Source organism: Streptomyces coelicoflavus, assembly GCF_003112555.1.
Classification (GTDB): Bacteria; Actinomycetota; Actinomycetes; order Streptomycetales; family Streptomycetaceae; genus Streptomyces; species Streptomyces coelicoflavus.
This window is the reverse complement of the sequence record NZ_BEWB01000013.1, coordinates 261,658-283,595: the sequence shown is the minus strand read 5'-3', so window position 1 is coordinate 283,595 and position 21,938 is coordinate 261,658. Positions and strand designations below refer to the sequence as shown.

At 72.9% G+C, this 21,938-nt stretch carries 24 protein-coding genes; 10 read left to right on the top strand and 14 right to left on the bottom strand.

All coding sequences use genetic code 11. The features are described from left to right. Complete coding sequence (locus Sco07f_RS30445) at nucleotides 1–282, bottom strand: GlsB/YeaQ/YmgE family stress response membrane protein (protein WP_108989705.1); 282 nt, start codon at nucleotides 280–282, stop codon at nucleotides 1–3. 263 nt (nucleotides 283–545) lie between these two features. Here Sco07f_RS30445 and Sco07f_RS30440 point away from each other — a divergent pair, with 263 nt between their 5' ends. Both Sco07f_RS30440 and Sco07f_RS30435 read left to right on the top strand, forming a co-directional pair. Beyond that, nucleotides 546–944 carry a DUF3099 domain-containing protein gene (locus tag Sco07f_RS30440; protein WP_174855436.1) on the top strand — a complete coding sequence of 133 codons (399 nt, stop codon included), beginning with the start codon at nucleotides 546–548 and terminating at the stop codon, nucleotides 942–944. A 210-nt stretch (nucleotides 945–1,154) separates the two neighbouring features. Then, nucleotides 1,155–1,433, top strand: a complete 279-nt coding sequence (locus Sco07f_RS30435) for a hypothetical protein (protein ID WP_007448125.1) — start codon at nucleotides 1,155–1,157, stop codon at nucleotides 1,431–1,433. On the opposite strand, the gene moaA is transcribed toward Sco07f_RS30435, so the two are convergent. The 3 genes from moaA to Sco07f_RS30420 all read right to left on the bottom strand — a co-directional run bounded on the left by moaA (nucleotide 1,430) and on the right by Sco07f_RS30420 (nucleotide 4,593). Continuing rightward, nucleotides 1,430–2,419 carry a GTP 3',8-cyclase MoaA gene (gene moaA / locus Sco07f_RS30430; protein ID WP_007448095.1) on the bottom strand — a complete coding sequence of 330 codons (990 nt, stop codon included), beginning with the start codon at nucleotides 2,417–2,419 and terminating at the stop codon, nucleotides 1,430–1,432. The two genes, Sco07f_RS30435 and moaA, sit on opposite strands and share 4 nt — an antisense overlap. 168 nt (nucleotides 2,420–2,587) lie before the next feature. Beyond that, the gene (locus tag Sco07f_RS30425) at nucleotides 2,588–4,222 is read right to left on the bottom strand and encodes a monocarboxylic acid transporter (protein ID WP_007448097.1); all 1,635 of its coding nucleotides are present in this window, start codon (nucleotides 4,220–4,222) and stop codon (nucleotides 2,588–2,590) included. Then, nucleotides 4,219–4,593 carry a DUF485 domain-containing protein gene (locus Sco07f_RS30420; protein ID WP_007448099.1) on the bottom strand — a complete coding sequence of 125 codons (375 nt, stop codon included), beginning with the start codon at nucleotides 4,591–4,593 and terminating at the stop codon, nucleotides 4,219–4,221. The genes Sco07f_RS30425 and Sco07f_RS30420 overlap by 4 nt, the downstream gene beginning before the upstream one ends. A gap of 345 nt (nucleotides 4,594–4,938) precedes the next feature. Between Sco07f_RS30420 and Sco07f_RS30415 the strand changes: the two genes are divergently transcribed. From Sco07f_RS30415 to Sco07f_RS30385, 7 genes are all read left to right on the top strand, one after another. Then, nucleotides 4,939–6,477, top strand: coding sequence for a S8 family serine peptidase (locus Sco07f_RS30415; protein WP_108989704.1), 1,539 nt, complete (start codon nucleotides 4,939–4,941; stop codon nucleotides 6,475–6,477). A 148-nt stretch (nucleotides 6,478–6,625) separates the two neighbouring features. After that, nucleotides 6,626–7,633: a CopD family protein gene (locus Sco07f_RS30410; protein WP_108989703.1), complete on the top strand. Its 1,008-nt coding sequence runs from the start codon at nucleotides 6,626–6,628 to the stop codon at nucleotides 7,631–7,633. Nucleotides 7,634–7,772: 139 nt separating this feature from the next. Continuing rightward, nucleotides 7,773–8,765, top strand: a complete 993-nt coding sequence (locus Sco07f_RS30405) for a DEDDh family exonuclease (protein ID WP_007448140.1) — start codon at nucleotides 7,773–7,775, stop codon at nucleotides 8,763–8,765. Nucleotides 8,766–8,863: 98 nt separating this feature from the next. Further along, nucleotides 8,864–9,097, top strand: coding sequence for a metallothionein (locus tag Sco07f_RS30400; RefSeq protein ID WP_003976994.1), 234 nt, complete (start codon nucleotides 8,864–8,866; stop codon nucleotides 9,095–9,097). Between the two features lie 205 nt (nucleotides 9,098–9,302). Beyond that, the gene (locus Sco07f_RS30395) at nucleotides 9,303–10,094 is read left to right on the top strand and encodes an SURF1 family cytochrome oxidase biogenesis protein (protein WP_007448141.1); all 792 of its coding nucleotides are present in this window, start codon (nucleotides 9,303–9,305) and stop codon (nucleotides 10,092–10,094) included. 71 nt (nucleotides 10,095–10,165) lie between these two features. Beyond that, a complete protein-coding gene (locus Sco07f_RS30390; protein WP_087791646.1) occupies nucleotides 10,166–11,953 on the top strand; it encodes a glycoside hydrolase family 15 protein in 1,788 nt (595 codons plus the stop codon). A gap of 4 nt (nucleotides 11,954–11,957) precedes the next feature. After that, a complete protein-coding gene (locus Sco07f_RS30385) occupies nucleotides 11,958–12,713 on the top strand; it encodes an SDR family oxidoreductase (protein WP_054101571.1) in 756 nt (251 codons plus the stop codon). Nucleotides 12,714–12,739: 26 nt separating this feature from the next. Here the strand turns inward: Sco07f_RS30385 and amaP are convergent, their stop codons facing one another. The 8 genes from amaP to Sco07f_RS30345 form a co-directional block, all read right to left on the bottom strand. Continuing rightward, a complete protein-coding gene (gene amaP / locus Sco07f_RS30380) occupies nucleotides 12,740–13,327 on the bottom strand; it encodes an alkaline shock response membrane anchor protein AmaP (RefSeq protein ID WP_108989702.1) in 588 nt (195 codons plus the stop codon). Further along, nucleotides 13,324–13,992, bottom strand: coding sequence for a DUF6286 domain-containing protein (locus Sco07f_RS30375; RefSeq protein ID WP_108989701.1), 669 nt, complete (start codon nucleotides 13,990–13,992; stop codon nucleotides 13,324–13,326). Before Sco07f_RS30375 ends, amaP begins: the two co-directional genes overlap by 4 nt. Then, the gene (locus Sco07f_RS30370; RefSeq protein ID WP_087791640.1) at nucleotides 13,989–14,372 is read right to left on the bottom strand and encodes a hypothetical protein; all 384 of its coding nucleotides are present in this window, start codon (nucleotides 14,370–14,372) and stop codon (nucleotides 13,989–13,991) included. The genes Sco07f_RS30375 and Sco07f_RS30370 overlap by 4 nt, the downstream gene beginning before the upstream one ends. After that, complete coding sequence (locus Sco07f_RS30365) at nucleotides 14,369–14,554, bottom strand: hypothetical protein (RefSeq protein WP_054101573.1); 186 nt, start codon at nucleotides 14,552–14,554, stop codon at nucleotides 14,369–14,371. The genes Sco07f_RS30370 and Sco07f_RS30365 overlap by 4 nt, the downstream gene beginning before the upstream one ends. A 98-nt stretch (nucleotides 14,555–14,652) precedes the next feature. Further along, nucleotides 14,653–15,135, bottom strand: a complete 483-nt coding sequence (locus Sco07f_RS30360) for an Asp23/Gls24 family envelope stress response protein (protein WP_007448108.1) — start codon at nucleotides 15,133–15,135, stop codon at nucleotides 14,653–14,655. A 172-nt stretch (nucleotides 15,136–15,307) separates the two neighbouring features. Further along, nucleotides 15,308–16,111 (bottom strand): enoyl-CoA hydratase/isomerase family protein, encoded by an 804-nt coding sequence (locus Sco07f_RS30355; protein ID WP_054101574.1) that lies wholly within the window; start codon nucleotides 16,109–16,111, stop codon nucleotides 15,308–15,310. A gap of 168 nt (nucleotides 16,112–16,279) precedes the next feature. Beyond that, nucleotides 16,280–16,501, bottom strand: coding sequence for a helix-turn-helix domain-containing protein (locus Sco07f_RS30350; protein WP_003976983.1), 222 nt, complete (start codon nucleotides 16,499–16,501; stop codon nucleotides 16,280–16,282). Between the two features lie 352 nt (nucleotides 16,502–16,853). Further along, nucleotides 16,854–18,452, bottom strand: a complete 1,599-nt coding sequence (locus Sco07f_RS30345; protein ID WP_054101575.1) for an ABC-F family ATP-binding cassette domain-containing protein — start codon at nucleotides 18,450–18,452, stop codon at nucleotides 16,854–16,856. A 206-nt stretch (nucleotides 18,453–18,658) separates the two neighbouring features. On the opposite strand from Sco07f_RS30345, the gene Sco07f_RS30340 reads away from it, so the two are divergent. Beyond that, nucleotides 18,659–19,072: a VOC family protein gene (locus tag Sco07f_RS30340; RefSeq protein WP_054101576.1), complete on the top strand. Its 414-nt coding sequence runs from the start codon at nucleotides 18,659–18,661 to the stop codon at nucleotides 19,070–19,072. A gap of 31 nt (nucleotides 19,073–19,103) precedes the next feature. Here the strand turns inward: Sco07f_RS30340 and Sco07f_RS30335 are convergent, their stop codons facing one another. Together Sco07f_RS30335 and Sco07f_RS30330 are read right to left on the bottom strand one after the other, a co-directional pair. Beyond that, nucleotides 19,104–20,522 carry a hypothetical protein gene (locus Sco07f_RS30335; protein ID WP_167468273.1) on the bottom strand — a complete coding sequence of 473 codons (1,419 nt, stop codon included), beginning with the start codon at nucleotides 20,520–20,522 and terminating at the stop codon, nucleotides 19,104–19,106. A gap of 208 nt (nucleotides 20,523–20,730) precedes the next feature. Then, complete coding sequence (locus Sco07f_RS30330) at nucleotides 20,731–21,861, bottom strand: alpha/beta hydrolase family protein (RefSeq protein WP_087791636.1); 1,131 nt, start codon at nucleotides 21,859–21,861, stop codon at nucleotides 20,731–20,733. Between the last annotated feature and the right edge of the window lie 77 nt (nucleotides 21,862–21,938).

Genomic DNA, 21,938 nt, shown 5'->3' with positions numbered 1-21,938 from the left:
TCAGGCCCGTTCGCGCCGCTTGTTGCCGCGTACCGCCGTGTAGGCCGCGTCGCCGAGGCCGACGACGATGATCGCGGCCACCAGCTGGAACAGGTGCCGCCACCAGTCGATGCCGGCCGTCGCCTCGACGCCGGCCGCGCGGGCGATCGCGTTGCCGATGATCGCGCCGATCATGCCGCAGATGGTGGTCAGCCACAGGGGCATGTGCTGCTTGCCGGGAATGATCGCCTTGGCGATCAAGCCGAGCACGAATCCCACGATGATCGCCCACAACCAGCCCATGGCTGCCTCCTCGTCCGGCCCTACGCGAGCATTGCCACCAGTGTTCGGCCGTACCGCGTACGGCGCATGCCGCGTACGGCCGATCGGGTTACCGCTTCCTACGCCGTGCGGCGCACACGGTGCGGCCGAGGCGGTGGTGCCCCGGTCTCGTGAGCGGCGCAGGCGCGGCGTAACGTGGTGAGTTGTCCGGGACCGGTGTCCCCGAGCGGCCGCGGACGAGAGCGGGGCGGGGAGAGTCCGATGCGGGCGGATGGTGGAACCAGATGCGGAATCAGAGCGCCGGCGGCAGTGCCGAGGTGTTCCGGATCACCGGGGCCCGCAGGGGCCTCCAGGAGGACGTGCGCGGGCGGCAGCGCCGGTACGTCATCTCGATGTCGATCCGCACGGTGTCGGTGATCCTCGCCGTCTGCCTGTGGAACGTGGAACGGCACGTCGCGATCGCGGCGCTGATCCTCGGGGCGGCGCTGCCGTACATCGCGGTCGTGATCGCCAACGCCGGGCGTGAGAACGCGCCATCCTTGCCGTCGACGTTCGTGACGGCGCCGACCCCGCCGATGATCACACCGCCGCGGGCCGGGAACGGCGCGGCGGAATCCGTCCCGGAAGGCGCCGCGGCCGATCCGGGGCCGGGCCCGAGCGGTGAGTCACGCGGTCGGCCGTGACCGCGGCACCCCCTTCGGGGCAGCGTCGATTCCACGCCAGGCCGAAGAACTGCTCAGATGAATTCGTGTTGTTCCGGGCCCGGCGAAGGGTGGGCCGTGACATACTTCGTACGCGCTCCGCATCCCCCGTCGGAGCGACGGACCGACGCCGGGCAGCTCCCCCCGTGGCTGCTCGGCGTCGCCTTGTGTGGGGACCTGTGAGAAGAAACAGTGAGTGACGAGACCACCCCGATCTGCTCCGCCAAGGGCTGCCGCACCGCCGCCGTGTGGGTGCTGGCCTGGAACAACCCGAAGCTGCACACCCCGGAGCGCCGCAAGACGTGGATCGCGTGCGACGAGCACCGCGAGTCCCTGTCCCAGTTCCTCGGAGTCCGGGGCTTCCTGAAGGACGTGGTCCCGCTCGCCGAGTGGGAAGCCACGGAGTCCACAGAGGGCTCCGGCGGGACCGGCGGGGCGGGCGGGACCGGCGGGGCGGGCGGGCGGCCCTAACCCCCGATCGCCGACATCGGGCGGTCGGGCTGGACGAAGGTCGGGTCGTCGAGGCCCGCGCCCGCCTTCTTGCCCCACATGGCCAGGCGCCAGATGCGGGCGATCTCCTCGTCGGGGGCGTCGGAGCGCAGGGCCGCGCGCAGGTCGGTCTCCTCGGTGGCGAACAGACAGGTGCGGACCTGGCCGTCGGCGGTCAGGCGGGTGCGGTCGCAGGCCGAGCAGAACGGGCGGGTGACGGAGGCGATGACCCCGACGCGGTGCGGGCCGCCGTCCACGAGCCAGCGTTCGGCGGGGGCCGAGCCGCGCTCCCCGGCGCCCTCCGCGGTCAGCTCGAAGCGGGTGCGCAGGGACGTGAGGATGTCACCGGCGGTGATCATGCCCTCACGCTTCCAGCCGTGCTGGGCGTCCAGGGGCATCTGCTCGATGAAGCGCAGCTCGTAGTCGTGCTCGACGGCCCAGGCGAGCAGGTCGGGTGCCTCGTCGTCGTTGAGCCCCGGCATCAGGACGCTGTTGACCTTGACGGGGGTGAGTCCGGCCTCGCGGGCGGCTTCCAGGCCCTCCAGGACGTCCTGGTGGCGATTGCGCCGGGTGAGGGTCTTGAAGACGTCCGGGCGCAGCGTGTCCAGGGAGACGTTGACCCGGTCCAGGCCCGCGGCCTTCAGGGCGCTCGCCGTCCGCTTGAGGCCGATGCCGTTGGTGGTCAGCGACATCCGGGGGCGCTGGTCGAGGGCGGCGACGCGCTCGACGATGCCGACCAGGCCGGGGCGCAGCAGGGGCTCCCCGCCGGTGAAGCGGACCTCCTCGATGCCGAGGGAGGTGACCGCGATGTCGATGAGGCGGACGATCTCGTCGTCCGTGAGCAGGTCGGGCTTGGCGAGCCACTGGAGGCCCTCTTCGGGCATGCAGTAGGTGCAGCGCAGGTTGCAGCGGTCTGTGAGCGAGACCCTCAGGTCGGTGGCCACTCGGCCGTAGGTGTCGATGAGCACGTGGGCCCCCTCCCTCGACGCGGATCGGCGGAGCACTTCTCTCCTCCGACACCGTCGAGCCTACGTGACCGGTCCGACATCGACAGCCGCCCGAACCCACGACGTGCGGGGCGGCCGCGTCGTAGGGATCTACGAGCGGCCGCGCCGGCAAGGGTCGGACCGGGGGTGTCAGTGCGCTCCGGTGCCGGTCAGGGACCTGACCTCCAGCTCCGCGTACTTCGCCTCGTCGGGCTTCTCCTTCGACAGGACCGTGCCGAGCCAGCCCATCAGGAAACCGAACGGGATCGAGATGAGCCCCGGGTTCTGCAGCGGGAACCAGGCGAAGTCGACGTCCGGGAACATCGCCTTCGGGTCGCCGGAGACGACGGGCGAGAACAGCACGAGCCCGACGGCGACGATCAGGCCGCCGTAGATCGACCACAGGGCGCCCTGGGTGGTGAACCGCTTCCAGAAGAGGCTGTAGAGGATCGTCGGCAGGTTGGCCGAGGCGGCGACGGCGAAGGCCAGGGCGACCAGGCCGGCCACGTTCAGGTCGCGGGCGAGGGCGCCGAGGGCGATGGAGACGATGCCGATGAAGACGGTCGCCCAGCGGGCCGCCCGCATCTCCTCCTTCTCGGTGGCCTGCCCCTTGCGGATGACGTTGGCGTAGATGTCGTGGGCGAAGGACGACGACGAGGCGAGGGTGAGGCCCGCGACGACGGCGAGGATGGTCGCGAAGGCCACCGCCGAGATCGTGGCGAGCAGGATCGCGCCCCACGCCGAGTCGACGCCGCCCACATGGAGCGCGAGCAGCGGCGCGGCCGTGTTGCCCGACGGGTTGGAGGCGATGATCTCGTCCTTGCCGATGAGCGCGGCGGCGCCGAAGCCGAGGGCGATGGTCATCAGGTAGAAGGCGCCGATGATGCCGATCGCCCAGTTCACGGACTTACGGGCGGCCTTGGCGTTGGGCACCGTGTAGAAGCGGATCAGGATGTGCGGCAGACCGGCGGTGCCGAGCACGAGGGCGATGCCGAGCGAGATGAAGTCCAGCTTGGACGTGCCGGTGGCGCCGTACTTCAGTCCGGGCTCCAGGAAGGAGCTGCCCGCACCGCTGTTCTCGGCGGCCTTGCCGAGCAGGTCGGAGATGTTGAAGTCGAACTTCAGCAGCACCAGGAAGGTGATCAGGATGGTGCCGCCGATCAGCAGCACGGCCTTGACCATCTGGACCCAGGTGGTGCCCTTCATGCCGCCGATGGTGACGTACACGATCATCAGGACGCCGACGAGGGCGACGATGAGGATCTTGCCGGCGTCGGAGGTGATGCCGAGCAGCAGCGAGACGAGGATGCCCGCGCCCGCCATCTGGGCCAGCAGGTAGAAGATCGACACGACGATCGTGGAGGTGCCGGCGGCGGTGCGTACGGGCCGCTGGCGCATGCGGTACGCGAGGACGTCGCCCATGGTGTAGCGGCCGGAGTTCCTCAGCGGCTCGGCGACCAGGAGCAGGGCGACCAGCCAGGCGACCAGGAAGCCGATGGAGTACAGGAAGCCGTCGTAGCCGAAGAGGGCGATCGCGCCGGCGATGCCGAGGAAGGACGCGGCCGACATGTAGTCGCCGGAGACGGCGAGGCCGTTCTGGAAGGCACTGAACGACCGGCCGCCGGCGTAGAAGTCGGCGGCGTCCTTGGTCTGGCGGCCGGCCCAGACGGTGATGAACAGCGTCGCGGCGACGAAGACCGCGAAGAGCGTGATGATCAGCGGCCGGTGTTCGCTCGCCTCGTTGGCGGCCAGTTCGGCGGCGAATACGGACTGTGCGGGGCTCATGCGCCGCCCTCCATCCGGGACTTGATGGCCTCGGCCTTGGGGTCGAGCTTCGCGGCGGCGTGCCGCGAGTACCACCAGGCGATGAGGAACGTGGTGACGAACTGGGCGATGCCGAAGACGAACGCGACGTTGATGTTGCCGAAGAGCTTGGTGCCCATGAAGCCGCCGGCGTAGTTCGACAGCAGCACGTAGAGCAGGTACCAGGCGACGAAGGCGACGGTCAGCGGAAACGCGAAGGAGCGGAAGGAGCGGCGCAGTTCGGCGAACTCGGCGCTCTGCTGCACTTCGGAGAACTCCTCGGCGGAGGGGAGTCGGTGTTCCTCTCGCGAGGGGGGCTCCTCTTTCGAGGGGGGCGGTGCGTCGGTGGCCACGGAGTCTCCTCGTACGACGGACATGACGGCTTGGACCTCGGTGTTCTCGCAGGGGGCCGGTCGGGCTCGGGCTCCCTGTCCAACGACACGGAGCCCCGGGGGGACCGGTTCAACACCCCTGGCACTTTCCGAAGTCACCCTCTGCGGGTCATTGCTGGCCAGCGACTTCGGGGATAGCTTCACCCTGCACCACTACGTCATGTACCTGCCCGGTCCGTTACCCGTGTCCCGGGCAGGTGCCGTCTGCCGATGATGTGGAGACCCCATGGATCATCTGCGTTTCCCGGGTGGCCCGCGCTCGGCACGAGTTTCCCGAGCTTTCCCGACGGACTGGAGACACCACGCATGACCGCACCTCACCCGCGTCACCGCCGTGCCCTCGCGATCCCGGCCGGCCTGGCCGTGGCCGCGTCGCTGGCCCTCCTGCCGGGCGCCCCGGCCACCGCGGCTCCGGCCGCCGAGGCCGCCCCCGCGACGGCGACCGACGGGACCTCGCTCAGCTACGTCGTCAACGTCTCCCCCGGGCACCGCCCTTCGGCCACCGTGCGTCGCGCGATAGCCAAGGCGGGCGGCACGATCGTCACGTCGTACGACCGGATCGGCGTGATCGTCGTCCACTCCGCCAACCCGGACTTCGCCAGGACCGTCCGCAAGGTGCGCGGTGTGCAGTCGGCCGGTGCCACCCGCACCGCGCCGCTGCCCTCGGCGGCCACGACCGACACGGGCGCGCCGCAGGTGCTGAGCGGCAAGGACCTGGCCGCCGCCAAGGCCGGCTCCGCGAAGGCCGAGGGCCAGGACCCGCTGGAGTCGCTCCAGTGGGACCTGCCCGCCATCAAGGCGGACAAGGCGCACGAGAAGTCGCTGGGCAGCGAGAAGGTGACCGTCGCCGTGCTCGACACCGGCGTCGACGACACGCACCCGGACATCGCCCCGAACTTCGACCGCGAGGCGTCGGTCAACTGCGTCGCGGGCAAGCCGGACACCACCGACGGCGCCTGGCGGCCGAGCGCGTCCGAGAGCCCGCACGGCACCCACGTGGCCGGGGAGATAGCCGCCGCCAAGAACGGCATCGGCATGACCGGCGTGGCGCCCGGGGTGAAGGTGTCCGGCATCAAGGTCGGCAACCCCGACGGCTTCTTCTACACCGAGGCCGTGGTCTGCGGCTTCATGTGGGCCGCCGAGCACGGCGTGGACGTCACCAACAACAGCTATTACACCGACCCGTGGTACTTCAACTGCAAGGACGACCCGGACCAGAAGGCGCTCGTCGAGGCCGTCTCGCGGGCCACGCGGTACGCGGAGAAGAAGGGCGCGGTGAACGTCGCCGCGGCCGGCAACGAGAACTACGACCTCACCTCCGACGAGATCACCGACCCGTCCTCGCCGAACGACACCACGCCCGGTGACCGGACGGTCGACCCGTCGAAGTGCCTGGACATCCCGACCCAGCTGCCGGGTGTCGTGACGGTCGCGGCGACCGGTGCGAAGGGCCTCAAGTCGTCCTTCTCCAACTACGGCCGGGGCGTCGTCGACATCGCCGCGCCCGGCGGCGACTCGACGGCCTACCAGACGCCCGAGCCGCCCGCCACCAGCGGACTGATCCTGGGCACGCTGCCCGGCGGCAAGTGGGGCTACATGGCCGGTACGTCGATGGCCTCCCCGCACGTCGCGGGCGTCGCCGCCCTCATCAAGTCGACGCACCCGCACGCCTCCCCGGCGATGGTCAAGGCCCTGCTGTACGCCGAGGCCGACGCCACGGCGTGCACCAAGCCGTACGACATCGACGGCGACGGCAAGGTCGACGCGGTGTGCGAGGGCCCGAAGAACCGCAACGGCTTCTACGGCTGGGGCATGGCCGACGCGCTGGACGCGGTGACCTGGTAACCGCTGCCCCGCTGAACGGCACGCGCGCGTGAGCGGCACATGTGTGCAGGACCCGCGAAGACCCTCACGCGCGCGTACAGCGGGCCGGGCGGCCGCCCGGCCCGCTGAGCGACTTGCCCGGATCTGACGACTTGGTGAAGATCCTGGGGTGACCTCGATACGACCCCCTTCCCGGACCACCGGCACCGGACGCCACGCGCGGCCCTCCGGAACCGGCCGGACCGTGGCCGTACTCGTACTGGTGGCACTGGGCGCGCTGATACCCGTGCTCGGCCCGTCCCCCGCGCTGCACGGCACCGGGGAGGCCGAGGCGCCCGGCACCGGCGGCATCGCCCTGCTGCGCACGGTGCTCTTCGCCGCGCTGAGCGTGCCGCTCGGCGAACTCTTCGTGAACCGGCTGGCCCGGAGGCTGCCCGGCGCTCCCCCGGACCGGCCGGGCAGTTGGGCCCCGTACGCGGCCGCCACCGGTTTCGTCGCCGCCCTCGCACTGGCCTCGGTGGTGGCCACCGGCAACCTGGTGCCGGACTCCGCCGCCGACATCGACGTCGGCGGCCTCTACGCGACCCGCGACGGCAAGCTCGCGCTCCTGGAGGTCAACGGGTTCCTCGCGGCCTGGCTGTGCGCGACCTCGCGCCGGCCCGGGCTCCAGGTCTGGCCGCTGGCCGCGGTGATCGTCGCGGACGCGCTGCGCGCCCACCCCACGACCGAGTACAGCCCGCTGCTCGGCTCCGGTCTGACCCTCGTCCATCTGACCTGCGCCTCGCTGTGGGTGGGCGGTCTGCTGTACGCGCTGCGGATCCTGCGGCGTTGGCACGACGCCGAGGCGGGGCCCGCCCTGCTGGGGCTCTACGCGCGCGTGGCGGCCGTTCTGCTGGCCGCCCTCACGGCGACCGGGGTGGGCAGTTCGCTGCGCCGGATGCCGGCGGGCACCGTCCTGGACCAGCTCACGGACACCGCGTACGGGCGTGTCCTGCTCGCCAAGGTGCTGCTGGTGGCCGCCGTCGCCGCCCTCGCGCTGTGGGCCAGGATCCGGCTGGGCCGCGCCGCCGACCCGCTGGCCGCCTGCTCCCCCGCGCGCGCGGAGGTCGTCGCGCTGGGCGTGGTGGTCGCGGTGTCGGGGCTCCTGACGGCGCTTCCGGTGCCGATCCGCTGGTGACCCCGGACGGCCGTGCGACGCGCCGGGCCGGCGGTGGGTGCGCGAGGGGTACCGCAACGCTCCCCGGCCGTCCGGAACTTGACGGAACGGGGTACCTGCGGGACCGGAGTGTCGGTCCCGGCCCGTATCCTCATTGACCATGCTCGAAGACCGCACGACCGCAGCGCCGTCCGCCACGGCGTGGCCGACCGCGTATCCGCAGGGGTACGCGGTCGTCGACGTGGAGACCACCGGCCTGGCCCGCGACGACCGCATCATCTCGGCGGCCGTCTACCGGCTGGACGCCCGCGGCGAGGTCGAGGACCACTGGTACACCCTGGTCAATCCGCAGCGGGATCCGGGGCCGGTGTGGATACACGGTCTGACGAACGACGTGCTCCGGGACGCGCCCCTCTTCCCGGACGTCGCCGAGGAGTTCGCGGCCCGGCTGGACGGGCGGGTCCTCGTCGCGCACAACGCCGTCTTCGACTGGCAGATGATCGCCCGCGAGTACGCGCGCGCCGAGCGCGAGGCGCCGGTGCGGCAACGGCTGTGCACCATCGCCCTGTCCAAGGCGCTGGACCTGCCGCTGCCCAACCACAAGCTGGAGTCGCTGGCCGCGCACTTCGGCGTCGTGCAGCAGCGGGCGCACCACGCGCTGGACGACGCGCGGGTGCTGGCGGAGGCGTTCCGGCCGAGCCTGGTGGCCGCGGCGGCGGGGGGCGTGCGGCTGCCGCTGCACGAGTGCCGGCCGCTGACCGAGTGGTCGGACCGACCCGCCCCCCGGATCGGGCAGCAGGCGGGCTACGGGAGCCACCGGCCGAGCAGTTGGCGCCCCTCCCGCAAAAGGCCCGCATGCCCCCATCCCAACCCGGGCCGGTACGAAGTGGGCAAAAAGCTCAAGCAGGGCATGCGGGTCGCCTTCTCGGGTGACACCTCCGTCGAGCGGGACCTGCTGGAGGACCGTGCCGTCGAGGCGGGGCTGCACGTCGCGACCAGCCTGTCCCGGCTGACCAGCCTGCTGGTCACCAACGACCCGGACTCGGGCACCTCCAAGGTGGTCAAGGCCCGGCAATTCGGCACGCCGGTGGTGGACGAGGCGGCGTTCGGGCAGCTCCTCGCGGACGTCGAGCCCGCGGACGCCGCGTCCTGAGGCGCGCGGCCGGGCGGAGCCGTACGGACGGGTGATTCCGGGCGACTCGCCCGGCGCCCGCCCGCCCGTCTCCGCGGCGACGGCCCACCCTGTGGCGCATGGCGACATGCGAAGTCTGCGGCAACAACTACGGAATGACCTTCGAGGTCCACGCCCAGGGAGCGGTGCACGTCTTCGACTGCTTCTCCTGCGCGATCCACCGGATGGCCCCGATCTGCGAGCACTGCCGGGTGCAGATCATCGGCCAGGGAGTCGAGGTCGACGGCCACTGGTTCTGCGGCGCCCACTGCGCCCGCGCGGAGGGGAGGGCGGGGATCGTCGACAAGGTCTGAGTGCTGCGCGTGACCGCCAGTCGAAGCCATCGTTGAACCCACGCCGCGGCATTGACGTCGGACGTGCTCCCCGCCGAAGCGGGGATGGTCCGCGGTAGACCCCATGCCCGTACAAGCGGGGCATGTGCTCCCCGCAGACGCGGGGCTGCGGCCCTCGTGGGTACCTCCCCGCGAGGGCCGCTCCCGGCCAAGGTACCGTCGATGCGTGTACCGCTTCCTGTTGTCCCGCCAGTGGGTGATCCTCACGCTGGTCGCCGTGCTGCTCATCCCCACGATGATCCAGCTGGGCTTCTGGCAGATGCACCGCTACGAGGAGCGCACCGCCCGGAACGACCTGGTCGCGCGCGCGCTCGAGGCGTCGCCGGTGCCCGTGGAGTCGCTGACCACGCCCGGCAAGAAGATCACCACGCGTGAGCGGTACCGGACCGTCACCGCGAAGGGCCGCTTCGACACGGACCGCGAGGTCGTCGTACGGCGCCGCACCGACGGCGACGACAACATCGGCTACCACGTGCTGACCCCGTTCGTCCTGGACGACGGCAAGATCATGCTGGTCAACCGGGGCTGGATCCCCGCCGACGGGCCGAGCCAGACGGAGTTCCCCGAGATCCCCGCGCCGCCCCGGGGGGAGATCACCGTCACCGGACGGCTGATGCCAGACGAGACGACCGAGGCGAGCGGCATCAAGGACCTCGAGGGCCTGCCGGACCGGCAGATCATGCTCATCAGCAGTGAGCAGCAGGCCGAGCGCCTGGACGCCCGGGTACTCGGCGGGTACGTCGTCCTGAAGACACCGGAGCCGCAGGGCAAGACCCCGGAGCCGATCGGTAAGCCCGGCAACGAGAACGCCGCGCTGAACTTCGCCTACGCGATCCAGTGGTGGCTGTTCGCCGCGGCCGTTCCGGTCGGGTGGTGGTTCCTGGTCCGCCGCGAGAGGCGCGAGCGCGAGACCGCCGAGGAGACGGAGCCGGCGCAGGCGGAACCCGCGGCGGTGTAGCCCTCGGTGGCTTCCGAGCCCGCACGGGCGGATCCGATTGCTCCGTGCTCCGGTCGGGAAGACGAAACCCCGTGCACCCCCACATCGAGGACTACGCGCTCATCGGCGACCAGCAGACCGCGGCCCTGGTCGGCACGGACGGCTCCGTGGACTGGCTCTGCCTGCCCCGCTTCGACTCGGCCGCCTGCTTCGCCCGGCTGCTCGGCGACGACGACAACGGCCACTGGCGCATCGCCCCCAAGGGCGCGGACCGCTGCACGCGGCGCGCCTACCGGCCCGACACCCTCGTCCTGGACACCGAGTGGGAGACCGCGGACGGCTCGGTCCGCGTCACCGACCTGATGCCCCAGCGCGACCGCGCCCCCGACCTCGTCCGCATCGTGGAGGGCCTGAGCGGCGAGGTCACCGTGCACAGCGTGCTCCGGCTGCGCTTCGACCACGGCTCGATCGTGCCGTGGGTGCGCAGGGCCGACGGGCACCGGGTGGCCGTCGCCGGGCCGGACTCGGCGTGGCTGCGCAGCGAGCCGGACGTGCACACCTGGGGCCAGGACTTCGGGACGCACGCGGAGTTCACCGTCGCCGCGGGTGAGAAGGTCGCGTTCGTACTGACCTGGCACCCCTCGCACGAGGCCAGACCGCCGCTGGTCGACCCGTACATGTCGCTGGAGCACAGCGTCGAGGACTGGCGCGAGTGGGCGGCGCGGTGCCGCTACGAGGGCCCGCACCGGGACGCCGTGGTCCGCTCCCTGATCACGCTGAAGGCACTCACGTACAAACCCACCGGCGGCATCGTGGCCGCCCCCACGACCTCGCTGCCCGAGGAGCCGGGCGGGGTGCGCAACTGGGACTACCGCTTCTGCTGGCTGCGCGACTCCACGCTCACCCTGGGCGCCCTGCTGTCGGCCGGGTACCTGGAGGAGGCCGAGGCCTGGCGCGACTGGCTGCTGCGCGCGGTCGCGGGCAACCCGGCGGACCTCCAGATCATGTACGGCGTCGCGGGCGAGCGGCGGCTGCCCGAGTTCGAGCTGCCGTGGCTGTCCGGCTTCGCCGGCTCCACGCCGGTCCGCGTCGGCAACGACGCGGTGAACCAGCTCCAGCTGGACGTGTACGGCGAGGTCATGGACTCCCTGTCGCTGGCCCGGCTGGCGGGGATGCGTCCCCGGCCGCAGATGTGGGAGCTCCAGTGCGCCCTGATGGACTACCTGGCCACGGTGTGGCGGGAGCCCGACGAGGGGCTGTGGGAGGTGCGGGGCGGGCGCCGGCAGTTCGTGCACTCGAAGGTGATGACGTGGGTGGCCCTGGACCGGGCGGTGCGCACGCTGGAGGCGCACCCCGAACTGGGCGGCGGAGACCCCGACGCGTGGCGCGCGCTGCGCGACGAGGTGCACCGCGAGGTGTGCGAGAAGGGCTACGACCCGGAACGCAACACCTTCACCCAGTACTACGGCTCGCGGGAACTGGACGCCTCGCTGCTGCTCGTCCCGCGCGTGGGCTTCCTGCCGCCGGACGACCCGCGCGTCGTCGGCACGGTCGACGCGATCGGCGCGGAGCTGACCCGGGACGGTCTGGTGCGCCGCTACAGCACCGAGGGCCGCCGGGTCGACGGGCTGCCGGGCGGCGAGGGGACGTTCCTGGTGTGCTCGTTCTGGTACGCGGACGCGCTGCACGCCACCGGCCGGACGAAGGAGGCCCGGGAGCTGTTCGAGCGGCTGGTGGGGCTCGCCAACGACGTGGGGCTGCTGGCCGAGGAGTACGACCCGGTGGCCGGGCACCAGCTCGGCAACTTCCCGCAGGCCTTCAGCCACGTCGGCCTGGTGAACACGGCCCTCGCCCTGTTCGGGGAGGAGAAGGCAGGATAGGGCCATGGATCTTGGACTGAAGGACCGGGTGTACGTCGTCACGGGAGCCACCCGGGGCCTGGGCAACGCCGCCGCGCGCGAACTGGTCGCCGACGGGGCGAAGGTGGTCGTCACGGGGCGGGAGGAGAAGAGCGTCGCCGAGGCGGCCTCGGCACTGGGACCGGGCGCGGTCGGGGTGGCCGCGGACAACGCCGACCCGGAGGCCGCCGCGCGCCTGATCGCGACCGCCCGTGAGCGCTTCGGCCGTTTCGACGGTGTGCTGATCAGTGTGGGCGGGCCGCCGCCCGGGTTCGTTGCCGACAACACCGACGAGCAGTGGCAGGCGGCGTTCGAGTCGGTGTTCCTCGGCGCGGTGCGCCTCGCCCGGACGGCGGCGGCCGAGCTGGCGGACGGCGGGGTGATCGGCTTCGTCCTGTCGGGCTCGGTGCACGAGCCGATCCCGGGCCTGACCATCTCCAACGGCCTGCGCCCCGGGCTCGCGGGCCTCGCCAAGTCCCTCGCCGACGAGCTGGGCCCGCGCGGCATCCGCGTCGTCGGCCTGCTGCCGGGCCGCGTCGACACCGACCGGGTGCGCGAGCTGGACGGTCTGTCCGCCGACCCGGAGGCGACCAGGGCGGCCGCCGAGTCCCGCATCCCGCTGCGCCGCTACGGCGCGCCGGAGGAGTTCGGCCGCGTGTCCGCGTTCCTGCTCTCCCCGGCGGCGTCGTACATCACGGGCGTCATGGTGCCGGTGGACGGCGGTGTGCGGCACGGGTTCTGAGCCGGGGGAACGCGGCCCGGCAGCCCTCAGCCGACCCGCTCGGCCCGGTGCTTGACGCCCCGGAGCTGGACCTCCGCCGGGAGCGACGGCAGGTTCGACGAACCGCGGGCGTGGGTCAGGGCGCGGGTGGTGAGCTCGTGCAGGGCGGTGCCGGGGTCCACGTGCGGGGCCAGGAGCAGCCGGACGCGTGCTCTCGGGGCGTCGCGGCGGCCGGTGAGCCGGACGCCGGCCCGTTCGACCCCGTCCACCCGGTCCGCCTCGCCGGCGAGGACGTCCTCGAGCGCCCTGCCGCGCAGTGTGGCGCCCTCTCCGTCCCCGGTGTCGACGAGGACCTCGGTGAGCCTGCGGCGGCGCACCACCGCGACGAGCCACCACAGGGCGAGCAGCAGCAGGACGGCCAGCGCCGCGATGACGACCGGCCACCACCAGCCCGCGTCCCGCCACCGGGTCCGTTCGGCGTTGCTCAGCAGCACGTCGTGCGGCCCCTGGTGGACCCACCAGGAGGGCGCGGGGGCGTCGAACCCGACGGCCAGCACCGCGCCGCCGACGGCCAGCAGGACCAGTCCCGCCAGTGCGGTCAGTACCCGGTTCACGGTCCTGAGCACCGCGCTCACCCCTTCCGTCCGGGACGCTTGACCCGCAGCGACACGGCGGGCGGCCGGGCCAGGCCGAGGCCGCGCACCGCGTCGTCGAGCACACCGTCCAGATCGGCCCGTACGTCGTCCAGTTCCCGGAAGTGCGACAGCGCCCGTACGCGGGCCCGGCGGCGGCGCAGCCGTACGCGGGCCGCCTGCACCCCGGACACCTCCATGGCCCGGTCGCGCAGCACCGTGGCGGCGGCGTCCCGGTGCAGTCCGGCGCGTACGTCGGGGTGGGTGCGCCGCATCGGCAGCACCCGGCGCAGGCCGGGGGTGAGGGCCAGCACGAGCAGCCACAGCCCGAGGGCCGCGGCGACTCCCGCGCCGACGAGCACCCAGGTGTCGTCGACGGGCCGTTCGGCGAGCTGCCGGGCCAGGTCGCGGCGCCAGCCGAGCGCGGACCGGCCGGCGCGCACGGCGACGACGTCGTAGAGGAAGGCCCCGGCGAGGAGCAGGAGCAGGAGCGCCACGAGCCCGGCGGGGAGGCGGCGCGCGGACCAGAAGCGGCCGGCCCGGCCGCTCCCGGCCCCGTCCGGGACGCCGGGCTCACGCTCCTGAGGTGCCGGCTCCGTGCCGCGTTCCACGACGGGCAGGCGCTGGGTGGCGCCCTCGCCCGTCCCCGCGCCCCGGGGCTCGCTCATCGCGTCCTCCCGTGCCTCGCGCCGTACTCCGCCGCCAGGTGCAGCCGCTCCACCCGGACGGCGACCTCCGGCACCGCCATGCCCACCAACGCGCGTACCCGCTGGACGACTTGGTGACGCACCCGGCCGCAGCGGGCGCCGATGTCGCACGGGTAGTCGAGTTCCAGGTGGACGCTGACGCGGGCGCTGTCGTGGTGGACGACGACGGTGGCGTACGGCCGTGCGGCGTCCGGGTGGAGCGGGCCGAGAGCCTCGCGCGCCGCCCGGGCGGCGACCTTGGCGACGACCCGGTCGGCGATCCGGGTGGCACCGCGCTCGCCCGGCGCCACCCGGGCCAGGGGTTCGAGGAGTTCGCCGGCCCCGTCGCTCACGGCGGTCACCGCCGCCGGTCGTCGCGGCTGCGGAAGAAGTCCCCGAGGGCCATGTCCCCCTCCAGGAGGCGGCCGACGACGAACCCGACGGCCCCCAGGGCCGCCACCAGCAGGAAGGCGCCGAACCCGCCGAAGTACCCGGCGAAACCCAGTGCCATGCCGGCGATCATGCCGACCACGGCCATGCTCATGGTGCGCTCCCCTCATTCACCGCTCGGTCCTCCACCCTTCGGTCCCTCCACCGCTCGGCCCGCCGTCCGTCGCGGCCCGCCGTCCGTCCCGGTCCGCGTCATTTGATCCGGGGCTCCGGTTCCTCGTCCTCCTCGTCGGGCAGCTTCACGTCGCTCACCGCGATGTTGACCTCGACGACCTCGAGCCCGGTCATCCGCTCCACCGCCGCGACCACGTTCTCCCGTACGTCCCGGGCCACGTCCGCGATCGACACGCCGTACTCGACGACGATCTCCAGGTCGAGGGCGGTCTGCTTCTCGCCGACCTCGGCCTTCACCCCGCGCGTCACCCCGGACCTGGTCCCGCCGGGGACCCGGTCGCGCACCGCGCCGAAGGTCCGCGACATCCCGCTGCCCATGGCGTGCACACCGGCGACGTCGCGTGCCGCCATTCCGGTGATCTTCTCCACGACGCCGTCGGCGATCGTGGTCCGTCCCCGGGCTCCGGGGTCTCCGCCGCCGCGCCGCACGGTCGGGGCCTTGACCGCTCCGGGGGTGTCGATCGTGTCCTGTCCGCTCCGGTGGCTCTCCATGTCGCTCATCGCCGTCCGTCCCTTCCGGTCGTGGTCCTGTGACCACGTTAGGCGGGGTCGCGGGGGCGCGCGCCACGGATGTGGCAGGCGGGAGGAACGACGGCGGCGGCCGCGCGCACCGTGCGCGCGGCCGCCGCCGTGGGCCGGTCAACCGGAACCGGACTCCCTCGGGAGCGGGCCCCTACTCCCCGAGGCCCGCCAGGTCGCGCAGGCGGCGTCCCTGCGCGGCGCGTTCGGCGGTGCGCTGGGCTTCGTAGTCCCGCGTGCGGGCGCCCTGGAGCAGCGCCTTCGTCTCGACGACCGCGTCGCGCGGTGCGGCCAGGATCGCGGACACCAGGTCGTGCACCGCCGGGTCGAGCTGGTCGGCGGGCACGGCGAGGTTGGCCAGTCCGGTACTGACGGCCTCCTCGGCCGCGACGAACCGCCCGGTCGCGCAGATCTCCAGCGCGCGGGCGTAGCCGACGAGGGACACCAGGGGATGCGTGCCCGTCAGGTCCGGCACGAGGCCCAGGCTGGTCTCGCGCATGGCGAACTGCACGTCGTCGGCGACGACCCGCAGGTCGCAGGCGAGGGCCAGCTGGAAGCCCGCGCCGATGGCGTGCCCCTGGACGGCGGCGACCGACACCAGGTCGCTGCGCCGCCACCAGGTGAACGCCTCCTGGTACTCGGCGATGGTCGCGTCCAGCTCGGCGTCGCCGCCCCGCGCGAGGTCGATGAACGACGGTTCGCCGTCGAAGCCCTCGGGCGTGAACGCCTGCCGATCCAGCCCGGCCGAGAACGACTTGCCCTCGGCACGCAGCACCACGGCCCGGACGGAGCCGGGCAGCAGCCGGCCGGCCTCGGTGAGCGCCCGCCACAGAGCGGGGCTCTGCGCGTTGCGCTTGGCCGGGTTGGTCAGCGTCACCGTGGCGATCGCGTCGTCGACGGTGAGCCGCACGCCGTCCTGGTCGAGTGCGGGACCGGGGTCGTGGGCGGGCGAAGCCATGGGGCGCCTCCGAAAGGTGCGGTCGTCGTCCCCGCCGCGCGCCGGGCGGTGCGCCGTGCGACGGCAGGGCTAAGTGACTGCACAGTAACCACCCGAGCGGTCGGACGACCGGCCGGGTGGCCACCATCACTTTCGGAACACTTTCGGAGCCGGGGACCGCCCGGGACGTCAGGCCGATGTGGCCTTTTTGCCCCGGGTAGCCCCGCCACGCCCTCGGAGCGTGACGCCCGACTCGCTGAGCATGCGGTGCACAAAGCCATACGAGCGGCCGGTTTCCTCGGCCAACGCCCGGATGCTCGCACCGGCGTCGTACTTCTTCTTCAGGTCTGCCGCGAGCTTGTCGCGCGCGGCGCCGGTAACCCGGCTGCCCTTCTTCAGAGTCTCGGCCACCCGTGCCTCCTCATGGGAAGTGCGCTCTGGTCTTCTCATGATCACCCCTCCCGGCGCTCATGGCCACCCATTCGGCAAGGTCGATGAGACAAGGTTGTGACGACAGGAGCGGGTCCCCACATACGGAATTCGTGATTCCAAAGAATCGGGCCCGTTCGGCCGAACGGGTTTTCCGGCGAAATTCCTGGTCAGAAAGGCGCGGCGGCCGGACCCCCCGGCGATGGGGGCCCGGCCGCGAAATCGATGTAGGACACACCTCTTGATGAGGAGATCTCACACAGATGGTGGATCACCCATCGGCCGAATGATCCACCACCAGTGGATCATCCATTCGATCAAGCGAGGGTGACGCTCAGGCGAGGGCGACGAGGTCCGCGTAGTCGGCGCCCCACAGGTCCTCGACGCCGTCCGGGAGCAGGATGATCCGCTCCGGCTGGAGCGCCTCGACGGCGCCCTCGTCGTGGGTGACGAGGACGACGGCGCCCTTGTAGGTGCGCAGCGCGCCGAGGATCTCCTCGCGGCTGGCCGGGTCGAGGTTGTTGGTGGGCTCGTCGAGGAGCAGCACGTTCGCCGAGGACACCACGAGGGTGGCCAGCGCCAGACGGGTCTTCTCGCCGCCGGAGAGGACACCGGCGGGCTTGTCGACGTCGTCGCCGGAGAACAGGAACGAGCCCAGCGTCTTGCGGACGTCGACGAGGTCCAGGTCCGGGTTGGCCGAGCGCATGTTCTCCAGGACGGTGCGCTCGGGGTCGAGGGTCTCGTGCTCCTGCGCGTAGTAGCCGAGCTTGAGTCCGTGCCCCTCGACCACCTGGCCGGTGTCGGGCTTCTCGACGCCGCCGAGGAGGCGCAGCAGCGTGGTCTTGCCGGCGCCGTTGAGGCCGAGGATGACGACCCGGGAGCCCTTGTCGATGGCCAGGTCGACGTCGGTGAAGATCTCCAGGGAGCCGTACGACTTGGACAGGCCCTCGGCGGTCAGCGGGGTCTTGCCGCAGGGCGCGGGCTCGGGGAAGCGGAGCTTGGCGACCTTGTCGGACTTCCGCTCGGCCTCGAGGCCGGCCAGCAGCTTGTCGGCCCGGCGGGCCATGTTCTGCGCGGCGACGGTCTTGGTGGCCTTGGCGCGCATCTTGTCGGCCTGCGAGTGCAGCGCGGACGCCTTCTTCTCGGCGTTCTGACGCTCGCGCTTGCGGCGCTTCTCGTCGGCCTCGCGCTGCTGCTGGTAGAGCTTCCAGCCCATGTTGTAGACGTCGATCTGGGAGCGGTTGGCGTCCAGGTAGAACACCTTGTTGACGACCGTCTCGACCAGGTCGACGTCGTGGGAGATCACGATGAAGCCGCCGCGGTAGGTCTTCAGGTAGTCCCGCAGCCAGATGATCGAGTCGGCGTCGAGGTGGTTGGTCGGCTCGTCGAGCAGCAGGGTGTCCGCGTCCGAGAACAGGATCCGGGCCAGCTCGATACGGCGGCGCTGACCGCCGGAGAGCGTGTGCAGGGGCTGGCCGAGCGCGCGGTCGGGCAGGTTGAGCGCGGCGGCGATGGTGGCGGCCTCGGCCTCGGCGGCGTATCCGCCCTTGGTGAGGAACTCGGTCTCCTGGCGCTCGTACTGCCTGAGCGCCTTGTCGCGGGTGGCGCCCTGGCCGTTGGCGATGCGCTGTTCGTTCTCCCGCATCTTGCGGATCAGGGTGTCCAGGCCGCGGGCCGACAGGATGCGGTCGCGGGCGAGCACGTCGAGGTCGCCGGTGCGCGGGTCCTGCGGGAGGTAGCCGACCTCGCCGGAGCGGGTGACGGCACCGGCGGCGGGCTGGCCCTCGCCGGCCAGGACCTTGGTGAGGGTGGTCTTGCCGGCGCCGTTGCGGCCGACCAGGCCGATGCGGTCGCCCTTGGCGACGCGGAAGGTGGCGCTCTCGATGAGGACACGGGCACCGGCGCGCAGCTCGATGCCGGAGGCGGAGATCACGGTCAGACTCCAGGGCAGGTGGATTGGCGGGGTGGGCGGTGGTGGAGGATCCCGCCGTCTAATGCACGAGGAGAATGGCCATGAGGGCCAGTCTAACGGGGCCGTGCAACCGCTTTTCCCCGTGAGCGTTGTCGGTGGCCGGTGCGAGACTGGGCGAAACGGGCCCAAAACAGCACGGGCCACCGGCTCACGAGGAAGTGATCGGCATGGCAGGCAATGCGGGCGGGCGCCCGAGCATCTGCCCGACGCTCCAGTACGCGGACGCCAAGGCGGCGATCAGGCAGCTCACCGAGGCCTTCGGCTTCACCGGGCTCGCGGTGTACGAGGACGAGGACGGCTCGGTCGCCCACGCCGAGCTGGTCCAGGGCAACGGCGTGGTCATGCTCGGCTCGAAGGGCAGGGGCGGCCGGTTCGACGAGGCGATGAAGAGCGGCGGCACCACGGGGGTGTACGTGGTGGTGGCGGACGTCGACGCCCATCACCGGCGGGCCGTGGAGCACGGCGCGGAGATCCTGATGCCGCCGACCGACCAGGACTACGGCTCGCGGGACTACATGGCCCGCGACCTGGAGGGCAACGTCTGGAGCTTCGGGACGTACGCGCCGGAGGTACCCGGGTAGCCTCCGGCGGTTCGCCCGTGGGCCGCGGCGCTCAGCCGCCCCCGGTGTGGACCTGGAAGGCCGCCCGGCGGACCGCCTTGGCCAGGGCGGGGTCGGGGTGCGCGGCGGCGAGGGCGACCAGGACCTGCACCGTGCGGGGGTGGCCGACCGCGCGCACCTCGTCGAGCAGGGCGGGGACGGTGGCCTGCACCGCCGACTCCAGGTGCCGCACGAGCAGCGGCGCCTCCCCGTGGTCGGCGACGGCCGCCGCGGTGTCGACCCACAGCCAGGTGGCCTCCGGACGGGTGAGGACCTCGTGGGCGTCCTCGGGGTCGGCACCGTCGTGCTCGGCCAGCCACAGCAGCGCGTACGGGCGCAGCGTCGGCTCGTCGACGACGCCGCGCACGTCGGGCTCGGCGGGGGCGCCGACGACCCGCAGCGCGTCGAAGGCGAGGCCGCGCAGCAGGGCGTCCTCGCCGCGGGCGGCGCCGAGGAGCTCGGCGACGGCGCTGCCGACGGGACGGGCGGCGAGCCAGGCGCGGTACTCGTCGCGGGCGGCGTTGGGGCGGAGCCGGCCGCAGCCGCGGAGCATGCCTTCGGCCGACTGCTCGATGTTGCCGGCGGGGCTCTGCGCGGCGACGCAGATCTGCTCCAGCTTGACCCAGACCGCCCAGTTGCCCAGCGGGGTGAGCGTGGCGTGTCCGTCGCCGCAGGTGAGGGCGCCGACGGAGGCGAGGGCGTGCAGGGCCCAGTCGAGGAGCGGGGCGAGCGGGGTGTCGTCGGCGGGCTCCGGGGCGGGCGGGACCGCTCCCGCGGTGCCGGGCGCCGGCTGGGGACCGTAGGGCACCTCGCAGCGTTCGGTGCGCAGTTCGGTGACGCGCTGCTCCAGCAGGTCCAGGAGCTGCGTCACGGGGACGGGTCCGGCGGACAGCTGGAGGAAGGAGAGCACCTGGGGCATCGCGGAGACGACCTCGGCGACGACCGCGGGCTCCTCCGCGGGCTCGGGGTGGGCCAGCGACCAGGCGTCGAAGAGGGCGACCCAGCCGCGCAGCACGGCGCTGTCGTCGCGGTTCCAGGCGCGCAGCCGCCAGCCGGGACGGGCGGTGTCGCCGTGCACCTCGATCAGTCCGGCGAGGCGGGCGGTGTCCCAGTCGGCGCGCACCTCGGCCGCGGTGAGGCCCAGTTCGCGGGCCGCGCGGTCGGCGGTGGCGTCGGACAGGGTGGCCTTGCCGTCGGCGGTCGCGCTGCCGCGGCCGGGACCGAGGGCCGAGTCGGCCCAGCGGGCGACGCGGGCCGCGCCGGCAAGACCGGAGCGTGCCATTCTGGCCAGCTCCGACCGGGCCGGGGTGCCCTCCGGGGGGCGCGGCGCGGGGCGGCGCGAACGCCGCTGGTTCATCGCTTGGGGGGCGGCGGCCAGGGGTCGGGAGCGGACGAGTCGAAGCCTGGAGTCGCGCGGGATACGGGACGTCACGGGTGCAGTCTTCCGGTTGACGGTCCGAAAACCCAAACGGAATGCCTCCGGGGCCTCCTGGTACGGCGGGCACGGGGCTCGGGCGTGCCGTCCGGGCACCGGATCGGGCCAGTGGTACGGCGCCAAACGGAACCGCGCCGGCGTTCGCCGGGGCGGGGGCGCGACCGGGCTGTGGCGGGGTCGCACCAGCGGAGTCGCACCAGTGGCGTCACACCAGCGGGGTCATGAAGCGGCGCAGGGTCTCCTCGTAGTCCGCGGGGTCGGCGTTCCACATGGCACCGTGCGGGGCGTCGCGGACGGCGTGGAGGGAGACCAGCCGCGCGTGGGTGTCGGCGAGGCGGCGGGAGAGGTGCCAGGGGGCCACCGCATCGTCGGGGCCGTGGAAGATCAGGGTGGGGACGGCCGGGCGGTGCAGGCCGGCGGTGCCGGTGTCCCGGTCGCCGTGCAGCCCGGCGCGGCCCTGCGCGGCGCGGACGGCGAGGGGCAGGAGCGCGGCGGGGGTGCGGCGGGCGGCGGCCAGGGCGCGCAGGGTGGTCTCCCAGCTGAGCACCGGGGAGTCCAGGACGAGCCCCGCGATGCGGTCGCGCACGCCCGAGAGCGCGGCGGTGCGCAGCGCCATGGTGGCGCCGGTGGACCAGCCGAGCAGGACGACCTGGCGGGCGCCGTGGTCGAGGGCGTAGCGGACGGCCGCGTCGACGTCGCGCCACTCGGTCTCGCCGAAGTGGTGGAGCCCGTCGGGCGAGGGCGGCGCGCCGACGTCGCCGCGATACGCCAGCGCGAGGACCGGGACGCTCCTGCGGTGCAGGGGGGCCATCAGGTTCATGGCGTGCTCGCGGGTGGCGGCCAGGCCGTGCACGGCGACGATCCAGGTCGGGCGGGCGCCGGGCACGAACCAGGCCGGGAGCGGGCCGAGTTCTCCGGGGACCTCGACGTCGGTGTACTCGAGGCCGAGGGCCGTGCCGGGGTTCCCGACGTACAGGTTCGGGGTGAACCAGGCCCGGTCACCGGCCTCGAGGGTGCCGTGGGTGACCCGTTCGAGGCGGCGCACGACGGTGTCGGCGCCGTGCTCGACGGTGCCGAGGACCGGGCCGACGACCGCGTGCGACCCGTCCCCGGCGAGCCCGTACCGGCCGGGGCGCAGTGCGGCCAGGTCCCGGGTGAGGGTGATCTGCCCGGCGGCGGTGCCGTGCACGGTGAGCCGGGGCTCGGTGGGCAGGGGCCGGCCGGGGGGCGCCTTCAGCGCGGCGTCGCTGGCGTACCGGCCGGCGGCGACGCTCGCCGCCCCGGTCGCCAGAGCTGCGGTGACGGCGGCTGCCGTTGCGGTGACAACAGTGCGCATGGGGCCAGTCTCCTGGTGGAGTCCTCGGGCGGCCAGTGGACGCGTGACAGTGGGTGACGGGGAGTTCGTTTCCCGTA

Excerpts from the sequence above, each read along its gene's own strand:
- Sco07f_RS30400 (WP_003976994.1), top strand. The coding sequence starts at position 8,864 with ATGGCGACATGCGAAGTCTGCGGCAACAACTACGGAATGACCTTCGAG.
- Sco07f_RS30445 (WP_108989705.1), bottom strand. The coding sequence starts at position 282 with ATGGGCTGGTTGTGGGCGATCATCGTGGGATTCGTGCTCGGCTTGATC.
- Sco07f_RS30440 (WP_174855436.1), top strand. The coding sequence starts at position 546 with ATGCGGAATCAGAGCGCCGGCGGCAGTGCCGAGGTGTTCCGGATCACC.
- Sco07f_RS30355 (WP_054101574.1), bottom strand. The coding sequence starts at position 16,111 with ATGGCTTCGCCCGCCCACGACCCCGGTCCCGCACTCGACCAGGACGGC.
- Sco07f_RS30365 (WP_054101573.1), bottom strand. The coding sequence starts at position 14,554 with ATGAGCATGGCCGTGGTCGGCATGATCGCCGGCATGGCACTGGGTTTC.
- Sco07f_RS30415 (WP_108989704.1), top strand. The coding sequence starts at position 4,939 with ATGACCGCACCTCACCCGCGTCACCGCCGTGCCCTCGCGATCCCGGCC.
- Sco07f_RS30375 (WP_108989701.1), bottom strand. The coding sequence starts at position 13,992 with ATGAGCGAGCCCCGGGGCGCGGGGACGGGCGAGGGCGCCACCCAGCGC.
- Sco07f_RS30360 (WP_007448108.1), bottom strand. The coding sequence starts at position 15,135 with ATGAGCGACATGGAGAGCCACCGGAGCGGACAGGACACGATCGACACC.
- Sco07f_RS30330 (WP_087791636.1), bottom strand. The coding sequence starts at position 21,861 with ATGCGCACTGTTGTCACCGCAACGGCAGCCGCCGTCACCGCAGCTCTG.
- Sco07f_RS30340 (WP_054101576.1), top strand. The coding sequence starts at position 18,659 with ATGGCAGGCAATGCGGGCGGGCGCCCGAGCATCTGCCCGACGCTCCAG.
- Sco07f_RS30405 (WP_007448140.1), top strand. The coding sequence starts at position 7,773 with ATGCTCGAAGACCGCACGACCGCAGCGCCGTCCGCCACGGCGTGGCCG.
- Sco07f_RS30385 (WP_054101571.1), top strand. The coding sequence starts at position 11,958 with ATGGATCTTGGACTGAAGGACCGGGTGTACGTCGTCACGGGAGCCACC.
- Sco07f_RS30425 (WP_007448097.1), bottom strand. The coding sequence starts at position 4,222 with ATGAGCCCCGCACAGTCCGTATTCGCCGCCGAACTGGCCGCCAACGAG.